This window comes from Stenotrophomonas maltophilia group sp. msm4 (genome assembly GCF_032025605.1).
Lineage (GTDB): Bacteria > Pseudomonadota > Gammaproteobacteria > Xanthomonadales > Xanthomonadaceae > Stenotrophomonas > Stenotrophomonas sepilia.
In genome coordinates, this window is the sequence record NZ_JAVSKK010000004.1 from 572,076 (window position 1) to 597,696 (window position 25,621).

Genomic DNA, 25,621 nt, shown 5'->3' on the forward strand with positions numbered 1-25,621 from the left:
TGGATCAGTACTGCTCCCGCCCGACGCCCCCTCGCGCTGCGTCGATTGACGGCGCGCCGTGCCGAACGGGCCGCCATTGTGCAGGCCGATTACGACAAGTCCATTGATCAAGATCAACGCGGTGTAAAAATGTGAACCAGCTAACGTTTTTCGCGGACTTTGGTCGGAGAGCGTGTTGCGTCGCATTGTTGTGAGAACGCTTCCACAACGGGCATTGCGCAGCGCCAGGAAGTCTCCGGCCAACGGCGCAGCCCCTCGTGGGTCGCCTCGACAGGCAGCTCACGGGTGAGGCCAGGTGGATGGGCTGCGCAGGGGCCGCTGCAAGTACGTCCATGTAAGCTCGGCCGCCGCATCCATGCGGCTCACGCCCCTGCGCAGCCCATCTACCCGGCCACGGACAGGTTCCGGGCGCGTCCACCCACGGAGAAGAAGAGAAGATCAAAATCAAAAGCAGCCTGGCCTGGCTGGCCGCTTTCTGTAGCCGAGCCCGCGCTCGGCTGCTTTCCGGCCTGTCCGGGAAGCCGAGCATGGGCTCGGCTCTACGCGAGCAAGCGCAGCGCTGCGATCCGCTGTTGACCTTCTTTTTCTTCTCCGTGGGTAGACGCGCACAAAAACTGTAAGGGGGCGGGCGCGGTGGGTTCGCGGGACCGTTGGCGCCATGGATGGCGCCGTCGAGCCCCCAGGGGTGAGGGCGCTTTGCTTGCGAAGCACTGCTTCGCAAGCGCCCGAACGCACAGCCGCCAGCGGCTGGGCCGGACCCCAGAGGGGGGTTTACGGCGTGTCCCGCGAACCCACCGCGCCCGCCCCACACATGAGCCGCGTTACACGACAACCCACGAGGGGCGGCGCCGTTGGCTGGAACTCCTATCCGCCGTGCACGGGCCGGTGCCCGCGTACCGCCATCACCAACCCGACGCCGGCCAGCAACGAGACAGCGGATGTCCCGCCATAACTGATCAGCGGCATCGGAATGCCAACCACCGGCAGCAGGCCGGAAATCATTCCGCCGTTCACCAGCACGTAGACGAAGAACGCCAGCCCCAGGCTACCGGCCAGCAATCGCGCGTGCGTGTCGCGCGCGTGCACCGCAATCCACAGGCAACGCCCCACCACGAACAGGTACAGCGCGAACAGCGTCGCCACGCCGATCCAGCCAAACTCTTCGGCCAGCACCGAGAACGCAAAGTCGGTGGTGTACTCGGGCAGGAAATCCAGCGTGGCCTGCGTGCCCTGCCCCCAGCCACGTCCTTGCCAGCCCCCGGAACCGATCGCGATGCGCGATTGCAGGATGTTCCAGCCGGTACCAAGCGGGTCGGCCGCCGGGTCGAGGAAGGTCAGCACACGATCCTTCTGGTATTGCCGCAGCAAGCCGAACCACGCCAGGGGTGCAGCCACTGCCAGCCCTGCCGCCCCGGTCGCCAACCAGCCCCAGTGCAAGCCCGCCAGCAACAACGCGAACACGCCACTGGCAGTGACCAACGTGGCGGTGCCGAGGTTGGGCTGCATGAGGATCAGTACCGCCGGCATGCCGATCAGCAGCGCGGCAGTCAATACCGTGCGCGGCGAGGGCGGCAGTGGTTGCCGATGCAGGTACCACGCCATCATCAGCGGCAGGCTGAGCTTGAGCAGTTCGGACGGCTGCAGGTAGAACACGCCGAGGTTCAGCCAGCGCTGCCCGTACTTGCCGGTGCCGATGACGTACACCGCCATCAGCGGCAGCATCGACAGCGCGTAGATCGCAGGGGTCCATGCACGCAATCGCAGCAGCGAAACACGCGACAGCAGCCACATCGCCAACAGCCCACCGGCAAAGCGTGCCGCCTGCCCGGCCACCGGGCCGGACACGCTGTGCAGCACCGCCAGGCCGGCGCCCATCAGGATCAACAACGCGCCCAGCAACGGCAGATCGATCGTGCGCAGCGCCTCACGGCAGCTGCCAAGCAGTCGTTTCCATTTCACGCGGGCACGGTAGCAACGGGTGCTTGCGTGAAGCTGTCATTGTGGTTCTGCGTTTGTAGAGTCGAGCCATGCTCGACTGCATTTCCGGCAGTCGAGCATGGCTCGACTCTACAGAAGCGCGCAGCCGGTGTTACCCGTACCCCCCGTGCACCGGGTTGTGGCTGCGCACCGCCATTACCAGGCCGAAACCGGCCAGCAGCGACACCGCCGAAGTACCTCCGTAGCTGATCAGCGGCATCGGCACGCCTACCACCGGCAGCAGGCCGGAAATCATCCCGCCATTCACCAGCACGTAGACGAAGAACGCCAGGCCGGTGGCACCCGCCAGCAGGCGCGAATAGGAATCGCGCGACTGGCTGGCGATCCACAGGCAACGCCCGATCACCACAAGGTACAGCGCCAGCACGGTGGCCACGCCGATCCAGCCGAACTCCTCGCTCAGCACCGAGAACGCGAAGTCGGTGGTCTGCTCGGGAATGAAGTTCAGGTGCGACTGCGAGCCTTCGCCCCAGCCCTTGCCATCGAAGCCACCGGAACCGATCGCGATCTTCGACTGGATGATGTTCCAGCCGGCGCCCAGCGCGTCCATCTCCGGGTCCAGGAACATCATGATGCGGTCCTTCTGGTACGGCCGCAGCAACCAGAACCAGGCCACCGGCGCAACCGCTGCCACGCCGCCCACGCCCAGCCCAACCCACCACCACGGCAGGCCCGCCAGCAGGAGCACGAACACGCCGCTGGCGGCGATCAGCACGCCGGTACCGAAGTCCGGCTGCAGCATCACCAGGCCGGTGGGTACGCCGATGATGATCAAGGCCACGAGCACGGTATTGAAGCGCGGCGGCAGCGGCATCTTGTGCAGGTACCACGCCACCATCATCGGCAGGCTCACCTTCAGCAGTTCGGCCGGCTGCAGGTAGAAGAACTTCAGGTCCAGCCACTGCCGGCCATATTTACCGGTGCCCAGCACGAACACCGCCAGCAGCGGGATCATCGAGATCGCGTAGATCATCGGCGTGGCCGAGCGGATGCGCAGGATCGGCACCCGCGAGATGCCCCACAGTGCGGCCATGCCCACCGCGAAACGCGCGCCCTGCGCCATCACCAGGCTGTCGCCACCAGCGCTCTTCAGGGTCGCCAGGCCAATCACCATCAGCGCGCCCAGGGCCAGGCACAGCACCCAGTCCAGCGTGCTGAAAAAGCGGCGCAGCATGTCGCCGGCCCAGCGCAGGAACACTCTCATCGTGCAGGCTCCGCAGGGGTCGGGCGGGGCGTGGCGGGCAGCGCGGCGGCCGGCGCACCCGGCTGCGGCGCAGGCGCCGGCTCCGGTGCGGGTGCACCGATCAGCACCGGATGCTCTCCCACCTGTGCAGCGGCGAGGTCACCGGCCTGACGTGCGCCCGCGTCTTCGTTGTCGAACGCGGTGGCGCCGATGGCGGTGGTGCCGCGCTCGCTGTCCAGCGGCTGCATGCCTTCGGGCATCTTGCCCAGCAGGTAAGCGTCGAACACCTTGCGCGCGATCGGCGCCGCGGCCGAACCACCATAGCCACCACCTTCCACTGCCACCGCAATCGCGATGACCGGGTTCTCGACCGGCGCGAAGCCAACGAACAGCGCGCGGTGGCGCAGGTGCATCGGCAGGCTCTTCGGGTTCACTGCAGCAGTGCCCTTGCGGCTGATGACCTGTGCGGTACCGGTCTTGCCGGCCATCACGTACGGCGCACCGACCGCGACGCGCCAGCCGCTGCCGCCGGGCCGCATGGTCGCCATCATGCCCTCACGCACGGCCTGCACGTTGTTGGGGTTGGGGCTGATCGGCTTGCTTTCGCCGGCCGGCATTGCCGTCCAGTCGCTGTCGAAGCCGTCGCGCTGCTGGATCACCAGGTGCGGGGTGCGCAGCTGGCCGTCGGCCAGGCCGCTGACGCCGCGCGCCAGCTGCAGCGGGGTGACCTTCCAGTCACCCTGGCCGATGCTGATGTTGACCGTATCGCCGGGATACCAGGCTTCCTTGCGGGTCTTCCGTTTGTAGGCCGGCGAAGGCAGGATGCCGCCGATCTCGCCGGTGAGGTCGATGCCGGTCGGCTGGCCGAAGCCGTAGTACTCCATGTAATGGTCGAAGCGCTCGATGCCCAGGTCCAGCGCCAGCTTGTAGTAATAGGTGTTGACCGATTCGGCGATGGACTTGCGCAGATCCGTCCAGCCGTGGCCGCCACGGTGGGCGTCACCCCAGCCGCGCGAGGTGCCCGGCAGGTAGAACATGCCGGTGGACAGCACCTTGTCTTCCGGGCGGCGCACGCCGGAGTCCAGTCCCGCCAGGCCGATCAGCGGCTTCAGCGTGGAACCGGGAGCGACGCCACCGAGTACCAGGCGATTGAACTGTGGCCGCGACGGGTTTTCGTTCAAGGCCTTGAAGTCGGCATGGGAAATGCCGTTGACGAACAGGTTGGGGTCGTAGGACGGCAGGCTGACCATCGCCAGCACTTCGCCAGTGCGCGGATCCATCGCCACCGCCGAACCTTCCTGGTCGCCGAACGCGGCCACCATCGCGCGCTGCAGGTCGGCGTCGATCGACAGCCGCAGGTCGGCGCCGGACTGCGCGGCGACGCGGCCGATGGTGCGGATCGCGCGGCCCTGCACGTTGGTCTCGACCTGCTCGTAGCCGACCTTGCCGCGCAGCTGCTGCTCGTAATAGCGCTCCAGGCCGGATTTGCCGATGTGGGTCAGCGCGGCATTGCCTTCGCCGAGGATCTCCAGATCCTTGTCATCAACGCGGCCGACGTAGCCGATGATGTGCGCGAACAGATCGCCGTACGGGTAGCGCCGGGTCAGGTAGGGTTCGAGCTCGACACCGGGGAAGCGCCAGCGGTCGACGGCGAAGCGCGCCATCTCCTCATCGCTCATGCGCAGCTTCAGCGTGACCGGCAGGAACTTGCGGCGCGCCTTGCGCGACCTGTTGAATGCTTCCAGCTCTTCCGGGCTGATGTTGATGATCTTCGCCAGCCCTTCCAGGGTGGCATCCATGTCCTTGACCTTGTCCGGGGTCACGTCCAGGCGGAAGGCCGGCACGTTTTCGGCCAGCAGGCGACCGTTGCGGTCGTAGATCATGCCGCGCCCCGGCACCACCGGTCGCGGCTTGATGCGGTTGGCCTCCGAGCGCGTGGCGTAAACGTCGTGGTCCAGCACCTGCAGCTTGAAGTACCAGCCGCCCAGGCCCAGCAGGCAGACCAGCACGCCCAGGAAACCCAGCGCCGCGCGGCGGCGGAACTGTTCGGCTTCGGCGTGCGGGTTCTTGACCTGGCGGCGCGGGATCATGGCTCAGCGCCCGCGCTTGCCGAAGCGCACCGCGTCCAGCAGCACGAACACCAGCGGCCACAGGCCCATGCCCAGCAGAGGCGCCCACCAGTACGACCAGGGCAGCGTTGGCTCATCCACCACGATGTGGACCAGCGCGCTGACGATGCGATCGTTGAACAGCAGGCCGCCGATGGCCAGCATCTGCTGGGACATCGGGAAGAAGCGGATGCGGGCACGGAAGCGCTGCAGGATGAAGGCCAGCATCACCAGCCGCAGTGCCTGTTCGCCCAGTACGCCGCCGTACAGCAGGTCGGCCACCACGCCGCTGGCGAAGGCGATGCCCAGGCCGACGCGTTCGGGAGCTTCGATCACCCAGTACGCCAGCACCAGCGCCAGCCAGTATGGGCGCAGCGGCTGCAGCAGCGCCGGCAGCGGCAGCAGGCCCAGCAGCAGCGCCACCACCAGGCTGGCCGGCAGCACCCACGGGTTGTCGCGCAGGCGGCTCATCGTGCGGGCTCCTGCGCGGCGGGTTGGATGGACTGGGCGGGTTGCGGTTGCCGGCCAACGGCCGGCACTACCGGGGACCCGGCGGGTGGAGAGCTCCCCTCTTGTTGAGGGGGGCGCGTCGAAGGCGGGGGGGTAAGGGAAGATGCGCGGGCCGGTTGCGCCGAAGGTGCAGTCGGCTGAGGGGGGCGCGCCAACGGCGCGGGGGTAAGGGAGGATGCGCGGGCCGGTTGCGCCGAAGGTGCAGTCGGCTGCGGTTCGCTGGCCGCAGGCAAGCGGATCGCCGCGCCCGGGCGCAGCAGCAGCACGTCGCGGCCGCGGTCGAGCTGGGCCGCCGGCTTCAGTTCGCCGACCAGGAAGGCGTGGGTGTCGTCCGGGCGCAGGCCGGTGATGGTGCCGACCGGGAAACCGGCCGGGAAGCGCCCGCCGAGGCCGGAGGTGACGATCTCATCGCCCACTTCCACGCCAGCGCTGAGCGGGATGTCGCGCAGTTCCAGCGTGTCGCCGCGGCCATAGACGATCAGGCGCACGCCGTTGCGGGCCACGGTGACCGGCACCGCGTGGTCGGGATCGGTCAGCAGCAGCACGGTGGAGGTGCCACCGGTGACGCTGATCACCTGCCCCATCAGGCCGCCGGCGTCGATCACCGCCTGGCCGACGTGCACGCCCTCGCGGCTGCCTGCGTCGAGCACCAGGCGCTGCTTCACCGGGTCCAAGTCGATGTCCAGGATCGGCGCCAGCTGCACGTCCAGGCCACTGCGCTCGGCCACGTTCAGCAGTTCGCGCAGCTGGGCGTTGTCCAGCGCGGCGGTCTGCAGGCGAGTCAGGCGCGCGTTGGCCAGCAGCAGCTGGTTGCGCAGTTCACGGTTTTCGGCGACCAGCTGGGTATGGCTGGCGGCGGAGTCCTTGACCTGGTTGCCGAGCTTGCCGGGCAGGCCAGCCAGTGCCCATACCGGCTGTACCAGGCTGTTGGCCTGCTCGCGCAGGCGTGCGAGCCAGCCGGCCTGGTCATCAAGCACGATCAGGGTGATGGCCAACGCGAGATAGGCCAGCAACCGCAGGGGGCTGGCGGCATCACCGGATCGGGAGGCGACGGGAGGACCGGCGTAGGGCGGCACGGCAACGATTCAACTGGCAGAAGGCGGAAGGGAAACACGCGGGCGCCCCGCCGGTGCCGGCCCGCCATCACGGCGGGCCGCACCCCGGAAGGGCGCGGCGGGCAGGAACGGCCGGGACGGCTTATTCCGGCGCAAAGAACTCGTTGCCGTGCATGTCCACCAGCTCCAGCGCACGGCCGCCACCGCGCGCCACGCAGGTCAGCGGATCGTCGGCCACCTGCACGTGCAGGCCGGTCTCCTCGGAGATCAGGCGGTCCAGGTCGCGCAGCAGGGCGCCACCACCGGTCAGCACGATGCCGCGCTCGGCGACGTCGGCGCACAGTTCCGGCGGGGTCTGCTCCAGCGCCAGCTTGACCGCGCTGACGATGCCCGACAGCGGCTCGTGCAGGGCCTCGAGCACCTCGTTGGAGCTGATCTTGATCATCTTCGGCACGCCCTCGGCGAGGTTGCGGCCGGAGATCTCCATCTCGATCACTTCCGCCTGCGGGTAGGCGCAGCCCAGCTCGACCTTGATGCGCTCGGCGGTGGCTTCACCGATCAGCATGCCGTGGTTGCGGCGCACGTAGTTGGTGATGGACTCGTCGAAGCGGTCGCCGCCGATGCGGACCGAGGCCGAATAGACGATGCCGTTGAGCGAGATGACCGCCACTTCGGTGGTGCCACCGCCGATGTCGATGACCATCGAGCCACGGGCTTCGGTGACCGGCATGCCGGCGCCGATCGCGGCGGCCATCGGTTCTTCGATCAGGAACACGTCACGGGCACCGGCTTCCTCGGCCGATTCCTTGATCGCGCGGCGCTCGACCTGGGTCGAGCCGGCCGGCACGCAGACCAGCACGCGCGGGCTCGGGCGCAGCACGCGCGACTTGTGCACCTTCTTGATGAAGTGCTTGAGCATCGCCTCGGTATAGGTGAAGTCGGCGATGACGCCATCCTTCATCGGGCGGATGGTGGTGATGTGGCCTGGGGTACGGCCCAGCATCTGCTTGGCTTCGGCGCCGACGGCTGCCACCGAGCGGGTGCCACCGATGGCACGGTCCTGGCGCACGGCCACGACCGACGGCTCGTTCAGCACGATCCCCTGCCCGCGCACGTAGATGAGGGTGTTGGCCGTGCCCAGGTCGATGGACAGGTCGTTGGAGAACATGCCACGGAGTTTCTTGAACATCTGAGGAAGGAGTCCTGAGGGGTGTCGTGCCCGCCGCGGGATGGCGAAAAAATGGGCAGAAATCGAGGCCGACAAGCCTAGCAACCCGCCTGCCGCCGAGCAAGGAAAAAACTAGCTGAACCCGCGTCTTCACAGGCTTTCGGCCTGATCGGGTCTCACCCGGTTCTGGCCCTGAGCGGCACCAGCGGGTAACCTTTGCGCCGTCGGGCGCCCAAGGGCGCCGTTTGCTTGCCCGATGAACCGGGCCGGCCCACCCCAAAATTCACCGCATAGGCTTACATCGATGTCCGCTCTGATCTGTGGTTCTCTTGCCTTCGACACCATCATGGTGTTCCCGGACCAGTTCAAGAATCACATCCTGCCGGACAAGGTGCACATCCTGAACGTGTCCTTCCTGGTGCCGCGCATGCGCCGCGAGTTCGGCGGCTGCGCAGGCAACATCGCCTACAACCTGCACCTGCTGGGCGGCCAGCCGATCCCGATGGGCACCGTGGGTTCGGACTTCGGCCCGTACCGCGAATACTTCGAAGGCCTGGGCATCGACCTGTCGCGCGTGCGCGTGATCGATGAGCTGTTCACCCCGCAGGCGTTCATCACCACCGACCACGACAACAACCAGATCACCGCCTTCCACCCGGGCGCGATGATGCGTTCCTACGAGAACCACGTGCGTGGGGTGCCGGGCGTGACCCTGGGCCTGGTCGGCCCGGACGGCCGCGAAGGCATGATCCAGAACGCGCAGGAATTCCACGAAGACGGCATCCCGTTCATCTTCGACCCGGGCCAGGCCATGCCGCTGTTCAACGGCCCGGAACTGCGCGCCTTCATCGAGCAGGCCGACTACGTGGTGGTCAACGACTACGAGTCGAACCTGCTGCAGGAGCGCACCGGCTGGGACGAAAAGGAGATCGTCAGCCGGGTCAAGGCCTACATCACCACCCGTGGCCCGAAAGGCGCGGTCATCCACACCCCGGAAAAGAGCTATGACATCCCGCCGGCGCACGAGCGCCGCGTGGTCGACCCGACCGGCTGTGGCGACGCCTTCCGCGCCGGCCTGATCTACGGCATCCAGAAAGGCTACGACTGGCTGACCATCGGCCGCATGGGCAACCTGATGGGCGCGCTGAAGGTCGAGCATCCGGGCACGCAGAACCAGCGTTTCACCTTCGATGAGTTCAACGAGCAGTTCAAGCAGCAATTTGGCTACGCGCTTGGCGCGTAACCAAATTGCTCGCGCATTCCACCTTATCCCCGCGCCTTCAACGCGCCCCCTTGAACAACAAGGGGGCTTTCCACCCGATGCACTACTGGCAATGCTGTTGGTAGGTGTCGACCTTGGTCGACACTGCCGGCCAGCGGCCGGCACTACCGGAACTTCCGACCGACACGTTGCCTGCTCTCTGTAGAGCCGAGCCCATGCTCGGCTTGCGCGCGCCGGTCATGCGGCCTGCCAGGCAGCCAACAGCGCGCGGCAATCGGCGAAATGCCAGTCGGCGCGGCCCGGCCATGGGTTTTCCGGCAGGTTGACCAGTACGGTATGGGCGCCCGCGGCGCGGCCGCACTCCAGGTCGTAGGCGTGGTCACCCACCATCACCGCCTGCGCAGGCCCGATGCCCCATCGCCGCAGATGCTGCTGCAGGCCCTCCGGCGAGGGCTTGGGCACCGCTTCATCGCGACCAATGATGTCGGCATCGTCGAACAACGTCCCGACCCCGATCGCGTCCAACGTCAGCTTCGCCAGCGCATGATCATTGCGGGTCAGGATGCCCAGCCGGCAGCCAGCCGCCGCCAGCGCGCGCAGCAGCTTCACCGCACCCGGCGCCGGCAGCGCGTCCTCGGCCAGCGCGCGCTCGTGATCCAGCAACCACTCACGCTTGGCCTGCGCCGATGCATCCGGCAACGCCGCGATATGGTCGAGGATGTCTTCCTCCGCGGCGATCTGCAGCGTACGGCGGATCGCGGCGAAATCATGCACGGCGACGGTCAGCGTGCCATCCATGTCGAACACCCAGTGCCGGATCGCGGACAACGCGTGCACTGCGCTGCCCGCCGCCCCCGTCACTGCCACCACTGCGGCATGCGGCTGGCGTCTACACCACCCGTTTCGAACACCGCCGTGCGGGTGCCGCCGGCCTTGACCGGGAACTCGATGCTGATCGACTTGCCCTTGCGCGCCAGCTTCCACAGCGCCTTCTGGTCGGTGATGAACAGGGCGATGGCTTCATCGGTCTTCGGGCGCCACGCCGCCATCGACACCGGCTTGCCGTCGTCCACGGTCACTTTCACCGTGCACTGCGGGCAACGGAAATCGCCGGCCTGCAGCACCAGGTAGGCATGCCGCTTCCACTCCGGATGATCGCGGAACACCAGCTGCACCGTCTTCGCGCCGCTGCCATCCACGTCCACCCGTTCCTTGCTGTAGATCTGCGCCGACACCTGGTTGCCCTTGTTGCCCACCGGGATCTGGTTGTACTGCCACAGCGCCTGCATGCGGCGCAGGTCGCGCGCGGCATCGCCCTTGGCCTTGACCTCGTCGAAGCCTGCAGCGATGCGCTCGGCGGCGGCGGTGTCCTTGTACTGGTCCAGCAGCGAGGCGCCGTGCAGGCGCGCGCGCTCCCAGTCCTGCGCGGCCACGGCCATGTCGTACTGCTTGGCCAGGTCTTCGGCCTTGGCCTCCTTCTGCGCCTGCACGGCGGCCGCGGCGGCTTCCTGCGCCTTGCGTTCTTCCTCGGGGTTGCTGCAGGCGGCCAGCGCCAGGGTGCAGGCGGTGAGCAGGATCAGTCGTTTCATGGCGGAGGTCCTTTGCGAGTGCATCCCGATTCTATCGGCAGCGAAAAGCGGATACACCAACGGCGGGTTTCCCCGCCGTTGGTGGTGAAGCAGTGACCGGTTGCCGGCCAGCGGCCGGCACTACCGCTTACTTGGCTTCAGCCTTGGCCAGCATGTCCTGGACCGAGGCGGTGGTGATCGGGTGGTAGCCCGGCTTGGCCTTTTCGAAGGCCTGCTTGGCCAGCTCCAGCCCCTTCGGGGTCTTCACCAGTTCGGCGTAGATCGGCAGGATCAGCTTGCGACGGCCGACGCGCTCGATGAATGCCGCCGCGCCTTCATTGGCCTGCTCGTAGCCGCTGCGGATTGCCAGCGGGTACCAGCGCATGGCGATCTCGCCATTCGGGGTGCCGGTGAAGTGGAAGGCCTTGTCCAGCGTGGCCAGCTTGTCCAGCGGCTGGGTCGCGCCCAGGCCATCGATGAAGCGCACCCATTCCTGCGTGCTCCAGTCGGCGATGACCTGGCTGCTCGGCACGGTGCCGGCGCTGGCGAAGGCGATGCGCGCGGTATCGACGCTGCTGAAGTTGCGCGACTGCGCCTTGGCCGCGAACGCCGGAATGCCCGGCTCGTCCAGCCATGCCTTCAGTTCGGCCTCGGTCACTGCCGACGGATTCTTCGGCAGCAGGTTCTTCTTCATGTAGTCGACGAACTGGTCGGTGTTCGCGCTCTGGAAAGCATGGTCATCGAACCAGCCACGCAGGAACGGATCGAAGGTCTCGCGGCCGAAGCGCTGCTCCAGGAATTCCAGGAACCACGCACCCTTGACGTAGGCCACCTGGCTGAGGGCTTCGTCGGGATCACGCTCGTTCAGCGGCGGCAGCGCCAGCGCCTGGTCGGCCGGGCTCATGTCCTTCACTTCGGCCAGCAGGTCGGTCTGGTCGATCTGCTTCTCCATCTCGGCCATTTCCTTGCCGTACAGGGCTTCGGTGATGCGGCCCTGGACGTAGGTGGTGAAGCCTTCATTGAGCCAGATGTCCTTCCAGCTGGCGTTGGTCACCAGGTTGCCCGACCAGCTGTGCGCCAGTTCGTGGGCGACCAGCGAGACCAGCGACTTGTCGCCGACGATCACGGTCGGGGTGGCGAAGGTCAGGCGCGGGTTCTCCATGCCACCGAACGGGAACGACGGCGGCAGCACCAGCATGTCGTAGCGGCCCCAGCGGTATTCGCCGTACAGCTTCTCGGCGGCACCGATCATCTTCTCGGTGTCCTCGAATTCCTTGGCGGCCTTGTTGACCATGGTCGGCTCGGCCCAGACGCCGGAGCGGCCAGAGATCGGCTCGAACACCAGGTCGCCGGCGGCGATGGCCAGCAGATAGGACGGAATCGGCTGCGGCATCTTGAAGGTGTAGTCACCATCACGCGCGGCCTTCGGATCGTTGTCGGCGCTCATCAGCACCATCACGTCCGGGCGCGAGACCACGTGCGCGCTGTAGGTGAAGCGCACGCTCGGGGTGTCCTGCAGCGGCATCCAGGAACGGGCATGGATGGCCTGCGACTGGCTGAACATGAAGGGCAGCTTCTTGCCCTCGGTCATCGAAGGCGCCAGCCACTGCAGGCCCGAGGCGGTCGGTGCGGTGTGGTAGGTCACTTCCACCTTGGCCGGCTGTTCCGCAGCCTCGATGGTCAGCTTGCTGCCGAACACCTTGTCGGCCGGGGCCAGTTCGAACTTCAGCGGGCTGCGCGCGCCGTCGGCGGCAACGGCCTCGACCTTGGACACGGTCAGCTCGCGGGTGTCGAGCACCAGCTGCCTGGCGTCCTTCTGTTTCCATTCCAGGGTGTAGGTGGCGGTACCGCCGATCTGCTTCTGGTCGAAGTCCAGCTTCAGATCCAGCGCGATGTCCTTGATGACGACCTTGTCCGGCTCGGCGTACGAGCTCTCGTCGTGGCTGCGGTTCTCGGCGTTCACGGGGGCGGCAGGGGCCTTTGCGGCAGTCGGGGCGGCGGCGGGCGCGGCCGCCTCCTGGGAGCAGCCGGCGGCCAGGGCCACGGCCAGCGGAAGGAGCATCAGCGGATTACGCATGAATCGGGACCGTTACGGGGATCAAACCCCAATGGTACCTCCCTCCGGCCCGGCAGGCGTTGCGCGGTGCGGGGTAATGGCAGGCACAGCGCCGGTAGTACCGGCCGCTGGCCGGCAACCCCGTCGCCCGGCGGTTGCCCGCGCAGGTGCCGGCCAGGGGCCGGCACTACCGGAACACCGGGCTTACAGCTTGTAGCCGGAATGGATCGACACGATGCCGCCGGTCAGGTTCTTGTAGTGGCAGCGCTCGAAGCCGGCCTGCCCCATCATCGCCTTCAGTTCGTCCTGCGGCGGATGCTTGCGGATGCTCTCGGCCAGATACTGGTAGCTGTCCGAATCGTTGGCGAACAACTTGCCCAACCTGGGCAGGATCTTGAACGAGTGGAAGTCGTAGATCGGCTTGAACCAGTCCGCAGTGACCTCGGAGAACTCCAGCACGCGGGCCTGGCCGCCCACCTTCAGCACGCGGTACATCTCGCGCAGGCCGGCGTCCTTGTCGGTCACGTTGCGCAGGCCGAAGGCAATGGTGACCAGGTCGAAGCTGTTGTCCGGGAACGGCAGGGCTTCGGCGTTGCACTGCACGTAGTCCAGGCCAAGCACCAGGCCGCGGTTGGTCAGGCGGTCCCGGCCGACCGACAGCATGCCGGCGTTGATGTCGCCCAGCACCACCGAGCCCTCGGCGCCGACGCGTTCCTTCAGCAGGGCGGCGATGTCGCCGGTGCCGCCGGCCAGATCGAGCACGCGGTCGCCCGGCTTCACCTGCGCGGTCGCGACGTAGTAGCGCTTCCACGCCCGGTGCACGCCCAGGCTCATCAGGTCGTTCATCAGGTCGTAGTTGCGCGCGACCGAGGTGAACACCTGGCCGACCAGCTTCTGCTTGTCCTTGGCGGCGACGTCGCGGAACCCGAAATGGGTGGTACCGGCTTTGTAGGGGGATTCGCTCATGGCCCCGATTATCGCACCGCCGGGGGCGAGCGGCACCCCCTGCCCGTATGATGGCGGGCCACGACTGACCGGAGCCCCCGCATGATCACCACGCCCGACTACCAGGCCCTGCTGCAGACCGCCATCGCCGAAGCCCGCCAGGGCCTGGCCGAGGGCGGCGTGCCGATCGGCGCGGCGCTGTACCACAACGACGGCCGCCTGCTCGGCTGCGGCCACAACCGCCGCGTGCAGGAAGGCGACCCGTCGGTGCACGGCGAAACCGACGCCTTCCGCAAGGCCGGCCGCCAGCGCCGCTACCAGGACACCATCATGGTCACCACCCTGGCGCCGTGCTGGTACTGCTCGGGCCTGGTGCGCCAGTTCAACATCGGCACCGTGGTGGTGGGCGAATCGCGCACGTTCCAGGGCGGCATCGACTGGCTGCGCGAGAACGGCGTCAACGTGATCGACCTCGACAACCAGGAATGCGTTGACCTGCTGGGTGGCTTCATTGCGCAGCATCCGGAGATCTGGAACGAAGACATCGGTGAATAAGCACCGTGCAACGTGTCATTGAACCCGTTTAATGAACGCTTCAGCGCGGGCACGTTCTAGTGCCTGCAGCGTTTGCGGCCGATGCCGTGAACCCGTGCACAGTCAGCTGCGCTGCGTGCATACACTGCGGTAACACCCCATCCGGCCGAGGCGCCTAGGGTGGGGTTACCGGGGTCCCTTTCCCCGGCGGAGCCAGCCATGTGCGCGCACGCCGTACGTCCCCCGCCCGACCCGATCCTCGATGCCATCCGCGAGCGCCTGCAGCAGCAGTACGCGCTGCACCAGCGTGGCGCCAGGTTCTGGACCGCCTACCAGGGCCTGCAGCTGGAACTGGTGCGCGACCATCCGCTCGATCAGGAGCGCCTGTGCAATGCGATGGCCGACATGGCCGAGGACCTCGGTGCGGTCGAGCATGCGCAATTGATCGGCAATCGCCACGCCGGCTCCACATCCCGCTGACGCGGCATGCACCGCCACATACGCCACACTCCGATGAACCCCCACTCCCTTTCCACTCAACCGAACTGGATTGTCATGCACGCTGAAGTCCCCACCATTCCTCCGGTCATCAACGTAGACGCCGAGCTTGACCACTGGCGCCGCCAGCATGCCGAAGGCGCACTGCCGCACAACTCGTTCGGCTCGTACGTGCCGTGGATCAAGTTCGCCTGTGATTCGCTGATCACCCAGCCGCGCGCCAGCGAGGCCGAACGTGACGAGATGTTCCAGACCCAGTATACCTTGCAGATCATGCCGCGGCTGAGCGAGGCCCAGGCCCGTGAGTTCGTCGACCGTTGCTGGCAACACGTCTACCAGAGCAGCCCGGTGCGCAGCCTTCAGGCGCCACGACTGCAGCGCATGCGCGCCTGACCGGCGCTGCACGGCGCCTGCACGGGTCACTGCCGATCATCCTCGTCACCTGAGTGGGAACACGACGACGATGAAAGCGCGCAACCTGTTCAATACGATCGCCAAGAAGGCCGCGACAGCCACTGGCTCACCGTGGACCTTCCTGGCCGCGGTAGGGATCGTGGTGATCTGGGGCATCAGTGGTCCGGTGTTCGGTTTCAACGACACCTGGCAGCTGGTGATCAATACCGGCACCACCATCATCACCTTCCTGATGGTGTTCCTGATCCAGCACACGCAGAACGCGGACACCGCCGCGATGCAGATCAAGCTGGACGAGCTGATCCGGGCGACGGCCGAAGCCAACAACGAACTGCTGGATCTGGAAGAACTGGACGAAGCGCGCCTGGAAGAGATCCGTGCCGAGTACGAGCAGATGGCCCGCGAAGCAGGCGATGCGCTGGCGCGCGTCCGCGCCTGCCATGCGGCGCGGCGCGACGATGAAGCGGTGTAGCAGGCCCCGGAATGACAATGCCGGCCAGTGGCCGGCACTGCCATCGATCATCCAGGTAGAGCCGGCCGCCGGCCGGCCTTCCCTCAGCCGCGCTCGTGCCAGCCGCCGCCCAGTACCTTGTACAGGGTGATGCGGTTGGCCTGCTGGGCCAACTGCGCCTGCAACTGGGTCTGCTGCGCGTTGTAGGCAGTACGTCGTGCGTCCAGCAGGGTCACGAAGCTGTCCAGGCCGGCGTCGTAACGTGCCTGCGACAGGCGGTTGGCCTGTTCGGCCGCTTCCACCAGGCGCTGCTGTGAACTCACCTGTTCATCCAGGCTGACATTCAACGCCAGCGCATCGGCGGTTTCGCGGAAGCCCACCTGGATCGACTTCTCGTACTGCGCCAGTGCGATATCACGATCAGCGTTGGCGACGGCCAGGTTGGCGCGCAGCTTGCCGCCCTGGAAGATCGGCAGGGTGATCTTCGGCAGGAAACTCCATACGCGAGTGCCGCTGTCGAACAGGCTGGACAATTCGCTGGAGCCACTGCCAATGCTGCCGGTCAGCGAGATGCTCGGGAAGAACGCGGCACGTGCCGCGCCGATGTTGGCATTGGCGGCCAGCAGTTGGTGTTCGGCGGCCATGATGTCCGGGCGCTGCAGCAGCACATCGCTGGGCAGGCCGGCCGGCGGAGGCGCCAGTGCCAGCAACTGCGGTTCGATGCCGTCCGGCAGCAGCGCCGGATCCAACTGGCCACCGGCCAGCAGCGCCAGCGCGTTGCGGTCCTGGGCCAGCTGGCCACGCAGGCGCGCGGCATCAGTGCGCGCGGTCTCGACCAGCGTGCGGGTCTGGGTCAGTTCCAGTGCCGAACTGCCACCACGCTCGTGGCGGGCCTCGGCCAAGCGCAACGAATCCTCGTAGGTCTTCAGCGTGGCATCGGCGATCTTCAGACGCTGGGCATCGGCACCGTAGGTCAGCCACGCCGTCGCTGTCTCGGCCACCAGGCTCAGCTGCGCGTTGCGACGATTGGCAGCTACGGCAAAGTACTGCTGCAATGCCGCTTCGCTGAGGTTGCGCACGCGGCCGAACAGGTCCAGCTCGAACTCGGCCACGCCGACACCGGCGGTGAACTGCTCGGTGACGCCAGCGTCGGTGCCCTGGCGCTGCATCTGGCCGGTGACGGCCACGCCGGGCACGCGGTCGGCACGCTGTACGCGGTACTGGCCGCGCGCGCGTTCAACGTTGAGCACGGCCACGCGCAGGTCGCGGTTGTTCTGCAGCGACTGCTCGATCACTTGCTGCAGGCGCGCATCGGTGAAGAAATCGCGCCAGCCGACGGCGGCGACATCAGCCACCTGGCCCTGTACAGCCTCGGCCGGCCACTGCGCCGGAATTGCCGGAGCGACGGCGGTGTTCTTCGGCACCAGAGTGGAGCAGCCGGCCAGCGCGAGCGCGGCGGCAATGGAAAGGAACAGGGATGCACTTTTCATGGGAATGACTTCCATCGGTACTGCCGGATGGCAGGAGGTAGTGCCGGCCAGCGGCCGGCACTGCCGTTTCGATCACGTCGTGGATTTGCGCTTGAACACGCGCTGCACCACTACGAAGAACAGCGGTACGAAGAACACGCCGAGCACGGTGCCGACGATCATGCCGCCGAGCACGCCGGTGCCGATCGCCTGCTTGGCGCCGGAGCCGGCACCGGTGGAGATCGCCAGCGGTACCACGCCCATGCCGAAGGCCAGCGAGGTCATCACGATCGGGCGCAGGCGGTCGCGCACGGCGTGCATGATCGCGTCGACCAGGCTGGCGCCCTTCTCCAGGTTTTCCTTGGCGAACTCGACGATCAGGATCGCGTTCTTGCTGGTCAGGCCCACCGTGGTCAGCATCGCCACCTGGAAATAGATGTCGCGCTCCAGGCCCTTGAAGGTATTGGCCAGCACTGCGCCGAGGATACCCAGCGGGGCCGCCAGCAGCACCGCCGTCGGCACGCTCCAGCTTTCGTACATCGCGGCCAGGCACAGGAACACGATCATCAGCGACAGCGTGTACAGCAACGGCGTCTGCGAGCCCGCCTGGCGTTCCTGGTAGGACATCGCCGTCCACTCGATGCCGAAGCCCGCAGGCAGCTGCTTGGCCAGTTGCTCGATCTCGGCCATGGCATCGCCGGAGGCAACACCCGGGGCCGGTTCGCCCTGGATCTCCATCGCCGACACACCGTTGTAGCGCTCCAGGCGCGGCGAACCGTAATCCCAGTGCTTGGTGGCGAACGCGCTGAACGGCACCATCTCGCCCTTGTCGTTCTTCACGGACCAGAGGTCAAAGTCCTCCGGGACCATGCGGAACGGCTGGTCGGCCTGCACGAACACGCGCTTGACGCGGCCACGATCGACGAAGTCGTCGATGTACGAGCTGCCCCACGCAGCGGCCAGCGTGCCGTTGATCTGGTCGATCGACAGCCCCAGCGAGGTCGCCTTGGCCGCGTCGATGTCGATGCGGAACTGCGGCGTGTCCTCCTGGCCGTTCGGGCGCACGTTGGCCAGCTTCTTGCTGCCGGCGGCCAGGCCGAGCAGCTGGTTGCGTGCGGCCACCAGTGCCTCGTGGCCCTGGCCGCTGTTGTCCTTCAGGAAGAAGGTATAGCCCGAGGCGGTACCCAGTTCCGGAATGGCCGGCGGCGGGAAGGCGAAGATGAAGGCATCCTTGATCTGGCCCAGGGCTGCCATCGCACGACCGGTGATCGGCATCACGCCATTGTTGGCGTCACGCTCGCTCCAGTCCTTCAGCTTGACGAATGCCATGCCGGCGTTCTGGCCCATGCCGGCGAAGCTGAAGCCCTGCACGGAGAACACCGAATCCACCGCATCCTTCTCGTTCTGCAGGAAGTGGTTCTCCAATGCCGCGATCGATTCCAGCGTGCGCTCCTGGGTGGCGCCGACCGGGGCCTGCACCAGCGCCATCAGCACGCCCTGGTCTTCGTTGGGCAGGAACGAGCTGGGCAGGCGCACGAACAGCACGCCCATCAGCACGAACAGTGCCGCCACGATGCCCATGAAGCGCCACGGACGATGGATGATGCCGCGCACACCACGCTGGTAACTTTCGCTGGTGCGGTCGAAGCCGCGGTTGAAACCGTTGAAGAAGCGACCGGCCAGGCCGCGGTGGGCAACATGATGCTCGCCCTTCTTCAACGGCTTGAGCATGGTCGCGCACAGTGCCGGCGTCAGCACGATCGCCACCAGTACCGACAACGCCATTGCAGAGACAATCGTGGCCGAGAACTGCCGGTAGATCACGCCGGTGGATCCGCTCATGAAGGCCATCGGCACGAACACCGCCGACAGCACCAGGCCGATACCCACCAGCGCACCGGTGATCTGGCCCATCGACTTGCGGGTCGCTTCAAGCGGCGACAGTCCTTCCTCGGACATGATGCGCTCGACGTTCTCCACCACCACGATGGCGTCGTCCACCAGCAGGCCGATCGCCAGCACCATCGCGAACATGGTCAGCATGTTCACCGAAAAGCCCAGCATCGCCAGCACGCCGAAGGTACCCAGCAGCACCACCGGCACGGCGATGGTCGGGATCAGGGTGGCGCGGAAGTTCTGCAGGAACAGGTACATCACCACGAACACCAGCACGATCGCTTCGAGCAGGGTCTGCACCACGCCCTTGATCGACACGCGCACGAAGGGGGTGGTGTCGTACGGGATCTCGGCCTTCAATCCGGCAGGAAAGAAGCTCTTCATGTCGTCCAGCGCAGCATCCACGCCGGCGGCGGTATCCAGCGCATTGGCGCCGGTGGCCAGGGTGACCGCCAGGCCGCTGGCCGGCTGGCCGTTGTAGCGGGTGACGAAGTCGTAGGACTCGGCACCCAGTTCGACGCGGGCGACATCACCCAGGCGCAGCTCGGCACCGTCCTGCGCGCCGCGCACGATGATGTTGCGGAACTGTTCCGGGGTCTGCAGGCGCGACTGCGCGTTGATGGTGGCGTTGAGCTGCTGGCCCTTCACCGACGGCGCACCGCCGAGCTGGCCGATCGCCACCTGGGCATTCTGCGCCTTGATCGCCGCAGTCACTTCCGCGACGGACAGGCCATAGGTATGCAGCTTGTTCGGGTCCAGCCAGATGCGCATGGCGTACTTGCCACCGAATACCTGGATGTTGCCCACGCCCGGCACGCGGCTGAGGCGGTCGACGACATTGGAACCGACGTAGTCGGCGATGTCGTTGGCGTCCATGCTGCCGTTCTCGGATACGAACGCGATGACGTTCAGGAAGCCCGAGCTGGACTTGGCCACGTTGATGCCCTGCCGCTGCACTTCCTGCGGCAGCAGCGGCATGGCCAGCTGCAGCTTGTTCTGCACCTGCACCTGGGCGATGTCCGGGTTGGTGCCGCTCTCGAAGGTCAGGGTGATGGTGGCCTGGCCGTTGGACGAGCTGTTGGAGGAGAAGTAGATCAGGCCATCAAGGCCCTTCATGTTCTGCTCGATGATCTGCGTCACCGAGTCTTCGACCACCTTGGCCGATGCACCCGGGTAGGTGGCGCTGATTTCCACCGCTGGCGGCGCGACGTTGGGGTACATCGAGACCGGCAGCTTGAACAGGGCCAGGCCGCCGGCGAGCATGATGATGATGGCGATCACCCACGCGAAGATGGGTCGATCGATGAAAAAGCGTGCCATGGGGTTCTCCGCTTACTTCGCGTCGCCGGCCGGGGCGGCAGGCTGGGCGGCGGCCGCCGGCTTGGCCGGTACGTCGCCCTTTTCGGTGGCCTTGACCGGCATGCCGGGGCCGATCTTCTGCAGGCCTTCCACGATGACCTTGTCACCGGCCTTCAGGCCGTCCTCGACCAGCCACTTGTCGCCAACCGTGCGGCTGACCTTGACCGGGCGTACTTCGACCTTGTTGTCCTTGCCGACCACCATCGCCGTGGTATCGCCCTTCGGATCGCGGGCGATGCCCTGCATCGGCACCAGCACGGCATCACTGCGCACGCCGCCGCCGATCACCGCACGCACGTACATGCCCGGCATCAGCAGGCCGTCCGGGTTGTCCACCTTCACGCGCAGGCCGAAGCTGCCGGTGGTCGGATCGACGCTGACTTCGGAGAACTCCAGCGTGCCCTTGTGCTCGAAGGTGCTGCCGTCTTCCATCAGGATGCTGACCGGCAGGGTCTGGTTGTCCTGCAGGCGGCCGGCGGCCAGTTCGCGGCGCAGCTGCAGCAGCTCGGCCGAGGACTGGGTCAGGTCGACATAGATCGGATCCAGCTGCTGCACCGTAGCCAGTGCATTGGCCTGGCCGGCGCTGACCAGCGCACCCTGGGTGACGCTGGACTTGCCGATGCGGCCGCTGATCGGCGCGGTGATGCGGGCGTAGCCCAGGGTGACGTTGGCTGCGTCCAGCGATGCCTTCGCGGCACCGACATCCGCCTCGGCCTGCTTCTGCGCGGCCACGGCATTTTCCAGGTCCTGCTGGCTGACCGCATCGACCTTGGCCAGCTCGGTGATGCGCTTGGCGCTCAGCCGGGCGGCGTTGGCGGTGGCCTCGGCGCGGGCCAGCTGGGCACGGGCACTGTTGGCCTGGGCGCGGTAGCTGGCGTCCTCGATCTGGTACAGCGCCTCGCCGGCCTTGACCATGCCACCTTCGGAGAACAGGCGCTTGGCGACGATGCCACTGACCTGCGGCCGCACTTCGGCGACCAGGAAGGCGTTGGTACGGCCCGGCAGTTCGCGGGTCAGGCCCACGGTCTCGGACTTCAGCGTGACCACAGTGACGTCACCCGGGCCCTGCTCGGGGGCCTGGGGTTGGCCGCCGCAGGCAGCCACGGTCGCGGCGATCGCCAGCGACAGTGCAAAGGGTCGGATTCGGCTCAGCAACATGACGGAAAGGCTCTTAGGGGAAGGAATCTCAAATCGCGCTGATACAGGCTGAAAGCGCCAGCAGGCAACGCTCACCAGCGGGGAGTGGAAGCCGGACCGGCCTGCCACGCACACGATGGGAATGATGGGAGCGAAATATACACACATGATTGTTTGTTTGTAAACCGGTACAATTCAGCCACGTTTCACCCGCACTCGTACCCATCCATGGCCCGCAAGACCAAAGAGGACACCCAGGCAACCCGGGAAGGCATCCTTGACGCCGCCGAAGCCTGCTTCCATGAACACGGCGTGGCCCGTACCACGCTGGAGATGATCGGTGCCCGCGCCGGCTATACCCGCGGTGCGGTCTACTGGCACTTCAAGAACAAGAGCGAGGTGCTGGCCGCGATCGTCGAGCGCGTGCATCTGCCTTTCATGCAGGAGCTGGAGCGCACCTCGACCGACCAGCGCGACACGCCGGTGCACGACCTGCGCGCGGTGATGATCCACTCGTTCATCGAACTGTCCGAGGACGAGCGCCTGCGCAAGACCATGGAGATCATGCTGCGCAGCGATGCGTCGGCTGATACCCGGGTGCTGACCGAACTGCAGCAGGCCGGTTTCCGCGATGGACTGGACCGGATGGAACGTGCCCTGCGCCGGGCAAAGGACCTGGGCCAGCTGCGCGAGGGTGCAGACCCGAAGATCGCCGCACGCATGCTGCACGCCACCGTGCTCGGCGTACTGCACGGTGCGATGGTCGAACCGGAACTGATGGACCTCAAGCGCGATGGCATGCTCGCACTGGACATGACCCTGGCCGCCTACGTGAAGGACGGCGTGTTCGTTCCCGGCACCGTGCCCGAGCCGCTGCCCGAGGCATGAGCGGGGTCGCTGCCGCCACCGCAGCCCCACTGTGAGGACAGACCCATGATCCTGGACAACGTGGTGTGGGGCTTCATCGGCTGCGGCAGCGTCACCGAGAAGAAGAGCGGCCCCGCCCTGGCCAGCACACCCGGCTCACGGGTGGCGGCGGTCATGCGCCGCAATGCCGCATTGGCCGAAGACTATGCGCGGCGCCACGCGGTGCCACGCTGGTACACGGATGCCGACGCGCTGATCGGCGATCCGGACGTGAACGCTGTGTACGTTGCAACACCGCCCTCCACGCACATGCAGTACGCATTGCAGGCGATTGCGGCGGGCAAGCCGGTCTATATCGAGAAACCCATGGCCCTGGACCTCGCCGAATGCGAGCGCATCCTGGAAGCCAGTGCACGCCGTGGCGTGCCCGTGTTCGTCGCCTACTACCGCCGCGCCCTGCCCCGATTCGCGCAGGTGAAGCAGCTGCTGGACAGCGGCGCGATCGGTACACCGCGCAGCGTTCGCGCCACCCTGCATCGGCCGCATTCGGTGAATGCCGCATCGCCGGACTTCTGGCGGACCAATCCCGCGATCTCCGGCGGCGGGCTGTTCGTCGATCTGGGCTCGCACACCCTGGACCTGCTCGATCATCTACTGGGGCCGCTGAGCGATGTGCGCGGCCTGGCCAGTTCATTGGCCGGCGCTTACGCCGCCGAGGACAGCGTCTCGATGTGCTTCCGCATCGGGCCAGGCGTGCATGGCATCGCGCAATGGAGCTTCTGCGCGTTCCGCCGCCAGGATGAGATCGAGATCACCGGCGACCGCGGCCAGCTGCGTTTTGCCACCTTCGAGGATGTACCGGTGGTGCTGGAGACCGAAGCCGGTGTGCAGACGTTCGACATCCCCAACCCGTCGTCGATCCAGCAACCGTTGATCGCGCATCTGGTGGACGAGCTGCGCGGCAGCGGCCGTTCGCCCTCGACCGGCATCAGTGCTGCCCGCACCAGCGCGGTGATCGACCAGGTACTGCAGGACTACCGCGCCCGGCAATCGTGCTGAGCGCCAACGCAAAAGGCCGCCCTGCGGCGGCCTTTTCTGTTGCAGCGGATGGAGTCAGGGCCCTCGCCGTGGCGAGGGATCCGGCCGGATCGGGCGTTACAGGATGTAGCGGCTCAGGTCCGGGTCCTGCACCAGCTCACCCAGGTGTGCATCGACGTAGGCGCTGTCGATGGCCAGGGTTTCGCCATCGCGGTCCGGTGCCTCGTAGCTGAGCGAATCCAGCAGGCGCTCCAGCACCGTATGCAGGCGGCGCGCGCCGATGTTTTCCTGGCGCTCGTTCACCTGGAACGCGATCTCGGCCAGGCGCTCGATGGCATCGGCGGTGAAACTGACCTTGACGCCCTCGGTGGCCAGCAACGCTTCGTACTGCTTGGTCAGCGCAGCCTTCGGCTCGGTCAGGATACGCACGAAATCACCCTTGCTCAGCGCACCCAGTTCCACGCGGATCGGGAAACGGCCCTGCAGCTCCGGAATCAGGTCGCTGGGCTTGGCCAGGTGGAACGCGCCCGACGCGATGAACAGGATGTGGTCCGTCTTGATCGTGCCGTACTTGGTGGACACGTTCGAGCCTTCCACCAGCGGCAGCAGGTCGCGCTGCACGCCTTCGCGGGAGACATCGCCACCGCCCACGTTGTCGCCGCGCTTGGCAACCTTGTCGATCTCGTCGATGAAGACGATGCCGTGCTGCTCGCAGGCCTCGATCGCCGCGGTGCGGATATCGTCTTCGTTGACCAGCTTGCCGGCTTCTTCCTCGATCAGCAGCGGGCGCGCAGCCTTGATGGTCAGCGTGCGCTTGTGCGCCTTCGCGCCGCCGCCGAGATTGGCGAACATCGACTTCAGCTGCTGGCCCATTTCCTCCATGCCCGGCGGGGTCATGATGTCCATGCTGACATTGGCGGCCAGGTCGAGCTCGATCTCGCGCGCGTCCAGCTCGCCGTTGCGCAGCATCTTGCGGAACTTGATGCGGGTCTCGTTGTCCTGCGCCGACGGCTCGTTGCGGGCGGCTTCCGGATCGAAACCGATGCCACCGCTGCGGCGCGGCAGCAGCGCATCGAGGATACGGTCTTCGGCGCGTTCCTCGGCCTGGGTACGCACGCGCACCTTGGCCTGTTCGCGGTACAGCTTGACCGCAGTATCAGCAAGGTCGCGGATGATCTGCTCGACGTCCTTGCCGACGTAGCCCACTTCGGTGAAGCGCGTGGCTTCGACCTTCACGAACGGCGCGTTGGCCAGCGTAGCCAGGCGGCGCGCGATCTCGGTCTTGCCGACGCCGGTCGGACCGATCATCAGGATGTTCTTCGGCATCACTTCATTGCGAAGCTCCGGCGCCAGCTGCATGCGGCGCCAGCGGTTGCGCAGGGCAATGGCCACCGCGCGCTTGGCGTCGTGCTGGCCCACGATATGCCGGTCCAGTTCCTGCACGATCTCGCGCGGGGTCATGGTGGCGGAGGAAACTTCGATCTTCGACATGGATGTGCTCACGGATTCAGATGCATGTAGAGCCGAGCCATGCTCGGCTGACGGGCAGCCCTGCCGAGCATGGCTCGGCACTACAGAAGAGCGGTCACAACTCCTCGACCACCACGTTGCGGTTGGTGTAGATGCAGATGTCGCCGGCGATGCCGATCGCCTCGCTGGCGATGGTGCGTGCATCCAGTTCGGTGTGCGCCATCAACGCGCGCGCGGCCGACAGTGCATAGGAACCACCGGAGCCGATGGCGATGATGCCGTCCTCCGGTTCGATCACATCGCCGGTGCCGCTGATGATCAGCGAGGTTTCCTTGTCAGCCACTGCCAGCAGAGCTTCGAGCTTGCCCAGGCGGCGCTCGGTGCGCCAATCCTTGGCCAGCTCGACCGCGGCGCGCTGCAGCTGGCCGTGCTTTTCCAGCTTGGCCTCGAACAGCTCGAACAGGGTGAAGGCATCGGCGGCGGCACCGGCGAAACCGGCCAGCACCTGGCCGTCGCGGCCAAGGCGGCGCACCTTGCGCGCGTTGCCCTTCATCACGGTGTGGCCCAGCGTGACCTGGCCGTCGCCGGCAATGGCCACGTGCTCGCCGCGACGGACGCAGACGATGGTGGTGGCGTGGAAAACGTTGGGGTTCTGACTGGGGTCCATGATGCCTC

At 66.6% G+C, this 25,621-nt stretch carries 22 protein-coding genes; 7 read left to right on the forward strand and 15 right to left on the reverse strand.

Annotated elements, in window-relative coordinates:
* Window positions 1–864: 864 nt before the first annotated feature.
* The 6 genes from rodA (ROV93_RS20800) to ROV93_RS20825 all read right to left on the reverse strand — a co-directional run bounded on the left by rodA (ROV93_RS20800) (window position 865) and on the right by ROV93_RS20825 (window position 8,043).
* Window positions 865–1,959, reverse strand: coding sequence for a rod shape-determining protein RodA (gene rodA / locus ROV93_RS20800; RefSeq protein ID WP_072167190.1), 1,095 nt, complete (start codon window positions 1,957–1,959; stop codon window positions 865–867).
* A gap of 130 nt (window positions 1,960–2,089) precedes the next feature.
* A complete protein-coding gene (gene rodA / locus ROV93_RS20805) occupies window positions 2,090–3,202 on the reverse strand; it encodes a rod shape-determining protein RodA (RefSeq protein WP_005419392.1) in 1,113 nt (370 codons plus the stop codon).
* Window positions 3,199–5,271 (reverse strand): penicillin-binding protein 2, encoded by a 2,073-nt coding sequence (gene mrdA, locus ROV93_RS20810; RefSeq protein ID WP_180890477.1) that lies wholly within the window; start codon window positions 5,269–5,271, stop codon window positions 3,199–3,201. Before mrdA ends, rodA (ROV93_RS20805) begins: the two co-directional genes overlap by 4 nt.
* A gap of 3 nt (window positions 5,272–5,274) precedes the next feature.
* Entirely contained in the window at window positions 5,275–5,760 is a 486-nt protein-coding gene (mreD, locus tag ROV93_RS20815) for a rod shape-determining protein MreD (protein WP_005419400.1), read from the reverse strand.
* Complete coding sequence (gene mreC / locus ROV93_RS20820; RefSeq protein ID WP_072167192.1) at window positions 5,757–6,875, reverse strand: rod shape-determining protein MreC; 1,119 nt, start codon at window positions 6,873–6,875, stop codon at window positions 5,757–5,759. Before mreC ends, mreD begins: the two co-directional genes overlap by 4 nt.
* A gap of 121 nt (window positions 6,876–6,996) precedes the next feature.
* Complete coding sequence (locus ROV93_RS20825) at window positions 6,997–8,043, reverse strand: rod shape-determining protein (RefSeq protein ID WP_005419402.1); 1,047 nt, start codon at window positions 8,041–8,043, stop codon at window positions 6,997–6,999.
* Between the two features lie 283 nt (window positions 8,044–8,326).
* On the opposite strand from ROV93_RS20825, the gene ROV93_RS20830 reads away from it, so the two are divergent.
* Window positions 8,327–9,265, forward strand: a complete 939-nt coding sequence (locus tag ROV93_RS20830; protein WP_005419403.1) for a carbohydrate kinase family protein — start codon at window positions 8,327–8,329, stop codon at window positions 9,263–9,265.
* Between the two features lie 216 nt (window positions 9,266–9,481).
* Here ROV93_RS20830 and ROV93_RS20835 read toward each other — a convergent pair whose 3' ends face one another.
* The 4 genes from ROV93_RS20835 to ubiE all read right to left on the reverse strand — a co-directional run bounded on the left by ROV93_RS20835 (window position 9,482) and on the right by ubiE (window position 13,834).
* Entirely contained in the window at window positions 9,482–10,114 is a 633-nt protein-coding gene (locus tag ROV93_RS20835; protein WP_072167193.1) for an HAD family hydrolase, read from the reverse strand.
* Window positions 10,102–10,833, reverse strand: coding sequence for a hypothetical protein (locus ROV93_RS20840; protein ID WP_072167194.1), 732 nt, complete (start codon window positions 10,831–10,833; stop codon window positions 10,102–10,104). Before ROV93_RS20840 ends, ROV93_RS20835 begins: the two co-directional genes overlap by 13 nt.
* Window positions 10,834–10,960: 127 nt before the next feature.
* Window positions 10,961–12,889 (reverse strand): M1 family metallopeptidase, encoded by a 1,929-nt coding sequence (locus ROV93_RS20845; RefSeq protein WP_072167195.1) that lies wholly within the window; start codon window positions 12,887–12,889, stop codon window positions 10,961–10,963.
* Between the two features lie 183 nt (window positions 12,890–13,072).
* On the reverse strand, window positions 13,073–13,834 hold the full coding sequence (gene ubiE / locus ROV93_RS20850) for a bifunctional demethylmenaquinone methyltransferase/2-methoxy-6-polyprenyl-1,4-benzoquinol methylase UbiE (protein WP_005419407.1): 762 nt from the start codon (window positions 13,832–13,834) through the stop codon (window positions 13,073–13,075).
* Between the two features lie 81 nt (window positions 13,835–13,915).
* Between ubiE and ROV93_RS20855 the strand changes: the two genes are divergently transcribed.
* The 4 genes from ROV93_RS20855 to ROV93_RS20870 all read left to right on the forward strand — a co-directional run bounded on the left by ROV93_RS20855 (window position 13,916) and on the right by ROV93_RS20870 (window position 15,731).
* On the forward strand, window positions 13,916–14,368 hold the full coding sequence (locus ROV93_RS20855; protein WP_049399252.1) for a nucleoside deaminase: 453 nt from the start codon (window positions 13,916–13,918) through the stop codon (window positions 14,366–14,368).
* A gap of 198 nt (window positions 14,369–14,566) precedes the next feature.
* The gene (locus ROV93_RS20860; protein ID WP_053497535.1) at window positions 14,567–14,827 is read left to right on the forward strand and encodes a hypothetical protein; all 261 of its coding nucleotides are present in this window, start codon (window positions 14,567–14,569) and stop codon (window positions 14,825–14,827) included.
* Between the two features lie 75 nt (window positions 14,828–14,902).
* On the forward strand, window positions 14,903–15,238 hold the full coding sequence (locus tag ROV93_RS20865; protein WP_312541200.1) for a hypothetical protein: 336 nt from the start codon (window positions 14,903–14,905) through the stop codon (window positions 15,236–15,238).
* A 70-nt stretch (window positions 15,239–15,308) separates the two neighbouring features.
* Window positions 15,309–15,731, forward strand: a complete 423-nt coding sequence (locus tag ROV93_RS20870) for a low affinity iron permease family protein (RefSeq protein ID WP_069139167.1) — start codon at window positions 15,309–15,311, stop codon at window positions 15,729–15,731.
* Between the two features lie 83 nt (window positions 15,732–15,814).
* On the opposite strand, the gene smeF is transcribed toward ROV93_RS20870, so the two are convergent.
* Genes smeF through smeD form a run of 3 tightly spaced genes read right to left on the reverse strand, consistent with a single transcriptional unit; the run spans window position 15,815 to window position 21,592 of the window.
* A complete protein-coding gene (gene smeF / locus ROV93_RS20875; RefSeq protein ID WP_141653560.1) occupies window positions 15,815–17,215 on the reverse strand; it encodes a multidrug efflux RND transporter outer membrane subunit SmeF in 1,401 nt (466 codons plus the stop codon).
* A gap of 57 nt (window positions 17,216–17,272) precedes the next feature.
* Complete coding sequence (gene smeE / locus ROV93_RS20880; RefSeq protein WP_072167197.1) at window positions 17,273–20,395, reverse strand: multidrug efflux RND transporter permease subunit SmeE; 3,123 nt, start codon at window positions 20,393–20,395, stop codon at window positions 17,273–17,275.
* Between the two features lie 12 nt (window positions 20,396–20,407).
* Window positions 20,408–21,592, reverse strand: coding sequence for a multidrug efflux RND transporter periplasmic adaptor subunit SmeD (smeD, locus tag ROV93_RS20885; RefSeq protein WP_072167198.1), 1,185 nt, complete (start codon window positions 21,590–21,592; stop codon window positions 20,408–20,410).
* Window positions 21,593–21,799: 207 nt separating this feature from the next.
* On the opposite strand from smeD, the gene smeT reads away from it, so the two are divergent.
* Both smeT and ROV93_RS20895 read left to right on the forward strand, forming a co-directional pair.
* A complete protein-coding gene (gene smeT, locus ROV93_RS20890) occupies window positions 21,800–22,459 on the forward strand; it encodes an efflux transporter SmeDEF transcriptional repressor SmeT (protein ID WP_088496536.1) in 660 nt (219 codons plus the stop codon).
* A gap of 45 nt (window positions 22,460–22,504) precedes the next feature.
* Window positions 22,505–23,497: a Gfo/Idh/MocA family oxidoreductase gene (locus ROV93_RS20895; RefSeq protein ID WP_072167200.1), complete on the forward strand. Its 993-nt coding sequence runs from the start codon at window positions 22,505–22,507 to the stop codon at window positions 23,495–23,497.
* Between the two features lie 96 nt (window positions 23,498–23,593).
* Here ROV93_RS20895 and hslU read toward each other — a convergent pair whose 3' ends face one another.
* On the reverse strand, window positions 23,594–24,967 hold the full coding sequence (gene hslU, locus ROV93_RS20900) for an ATP-dependent protease ATPase subunit HslU (RefSeq protein WP_072167201.1): 1,374 nt from the start codon (window positions 24,965–24,967) through the stop codon (window positions 23,594–23,596).
* Window positions 24,968–25,061: 94 nt separating this feature from the next.
* Window positions 25,062–25,613, reverse strand: coding sequence for an ATP-dependent protease subunit HslV (hslV, locus tag ROV93_RS20905; RefSeq protein ID WP_005411093.1), 552 nt, complete (start codon window positions 25,611–25,613; stop codon window positions 25,062–25,064).
* Between the last annotated feature and the right edge of the window lie 8 nt (window positions 25,614–25,621).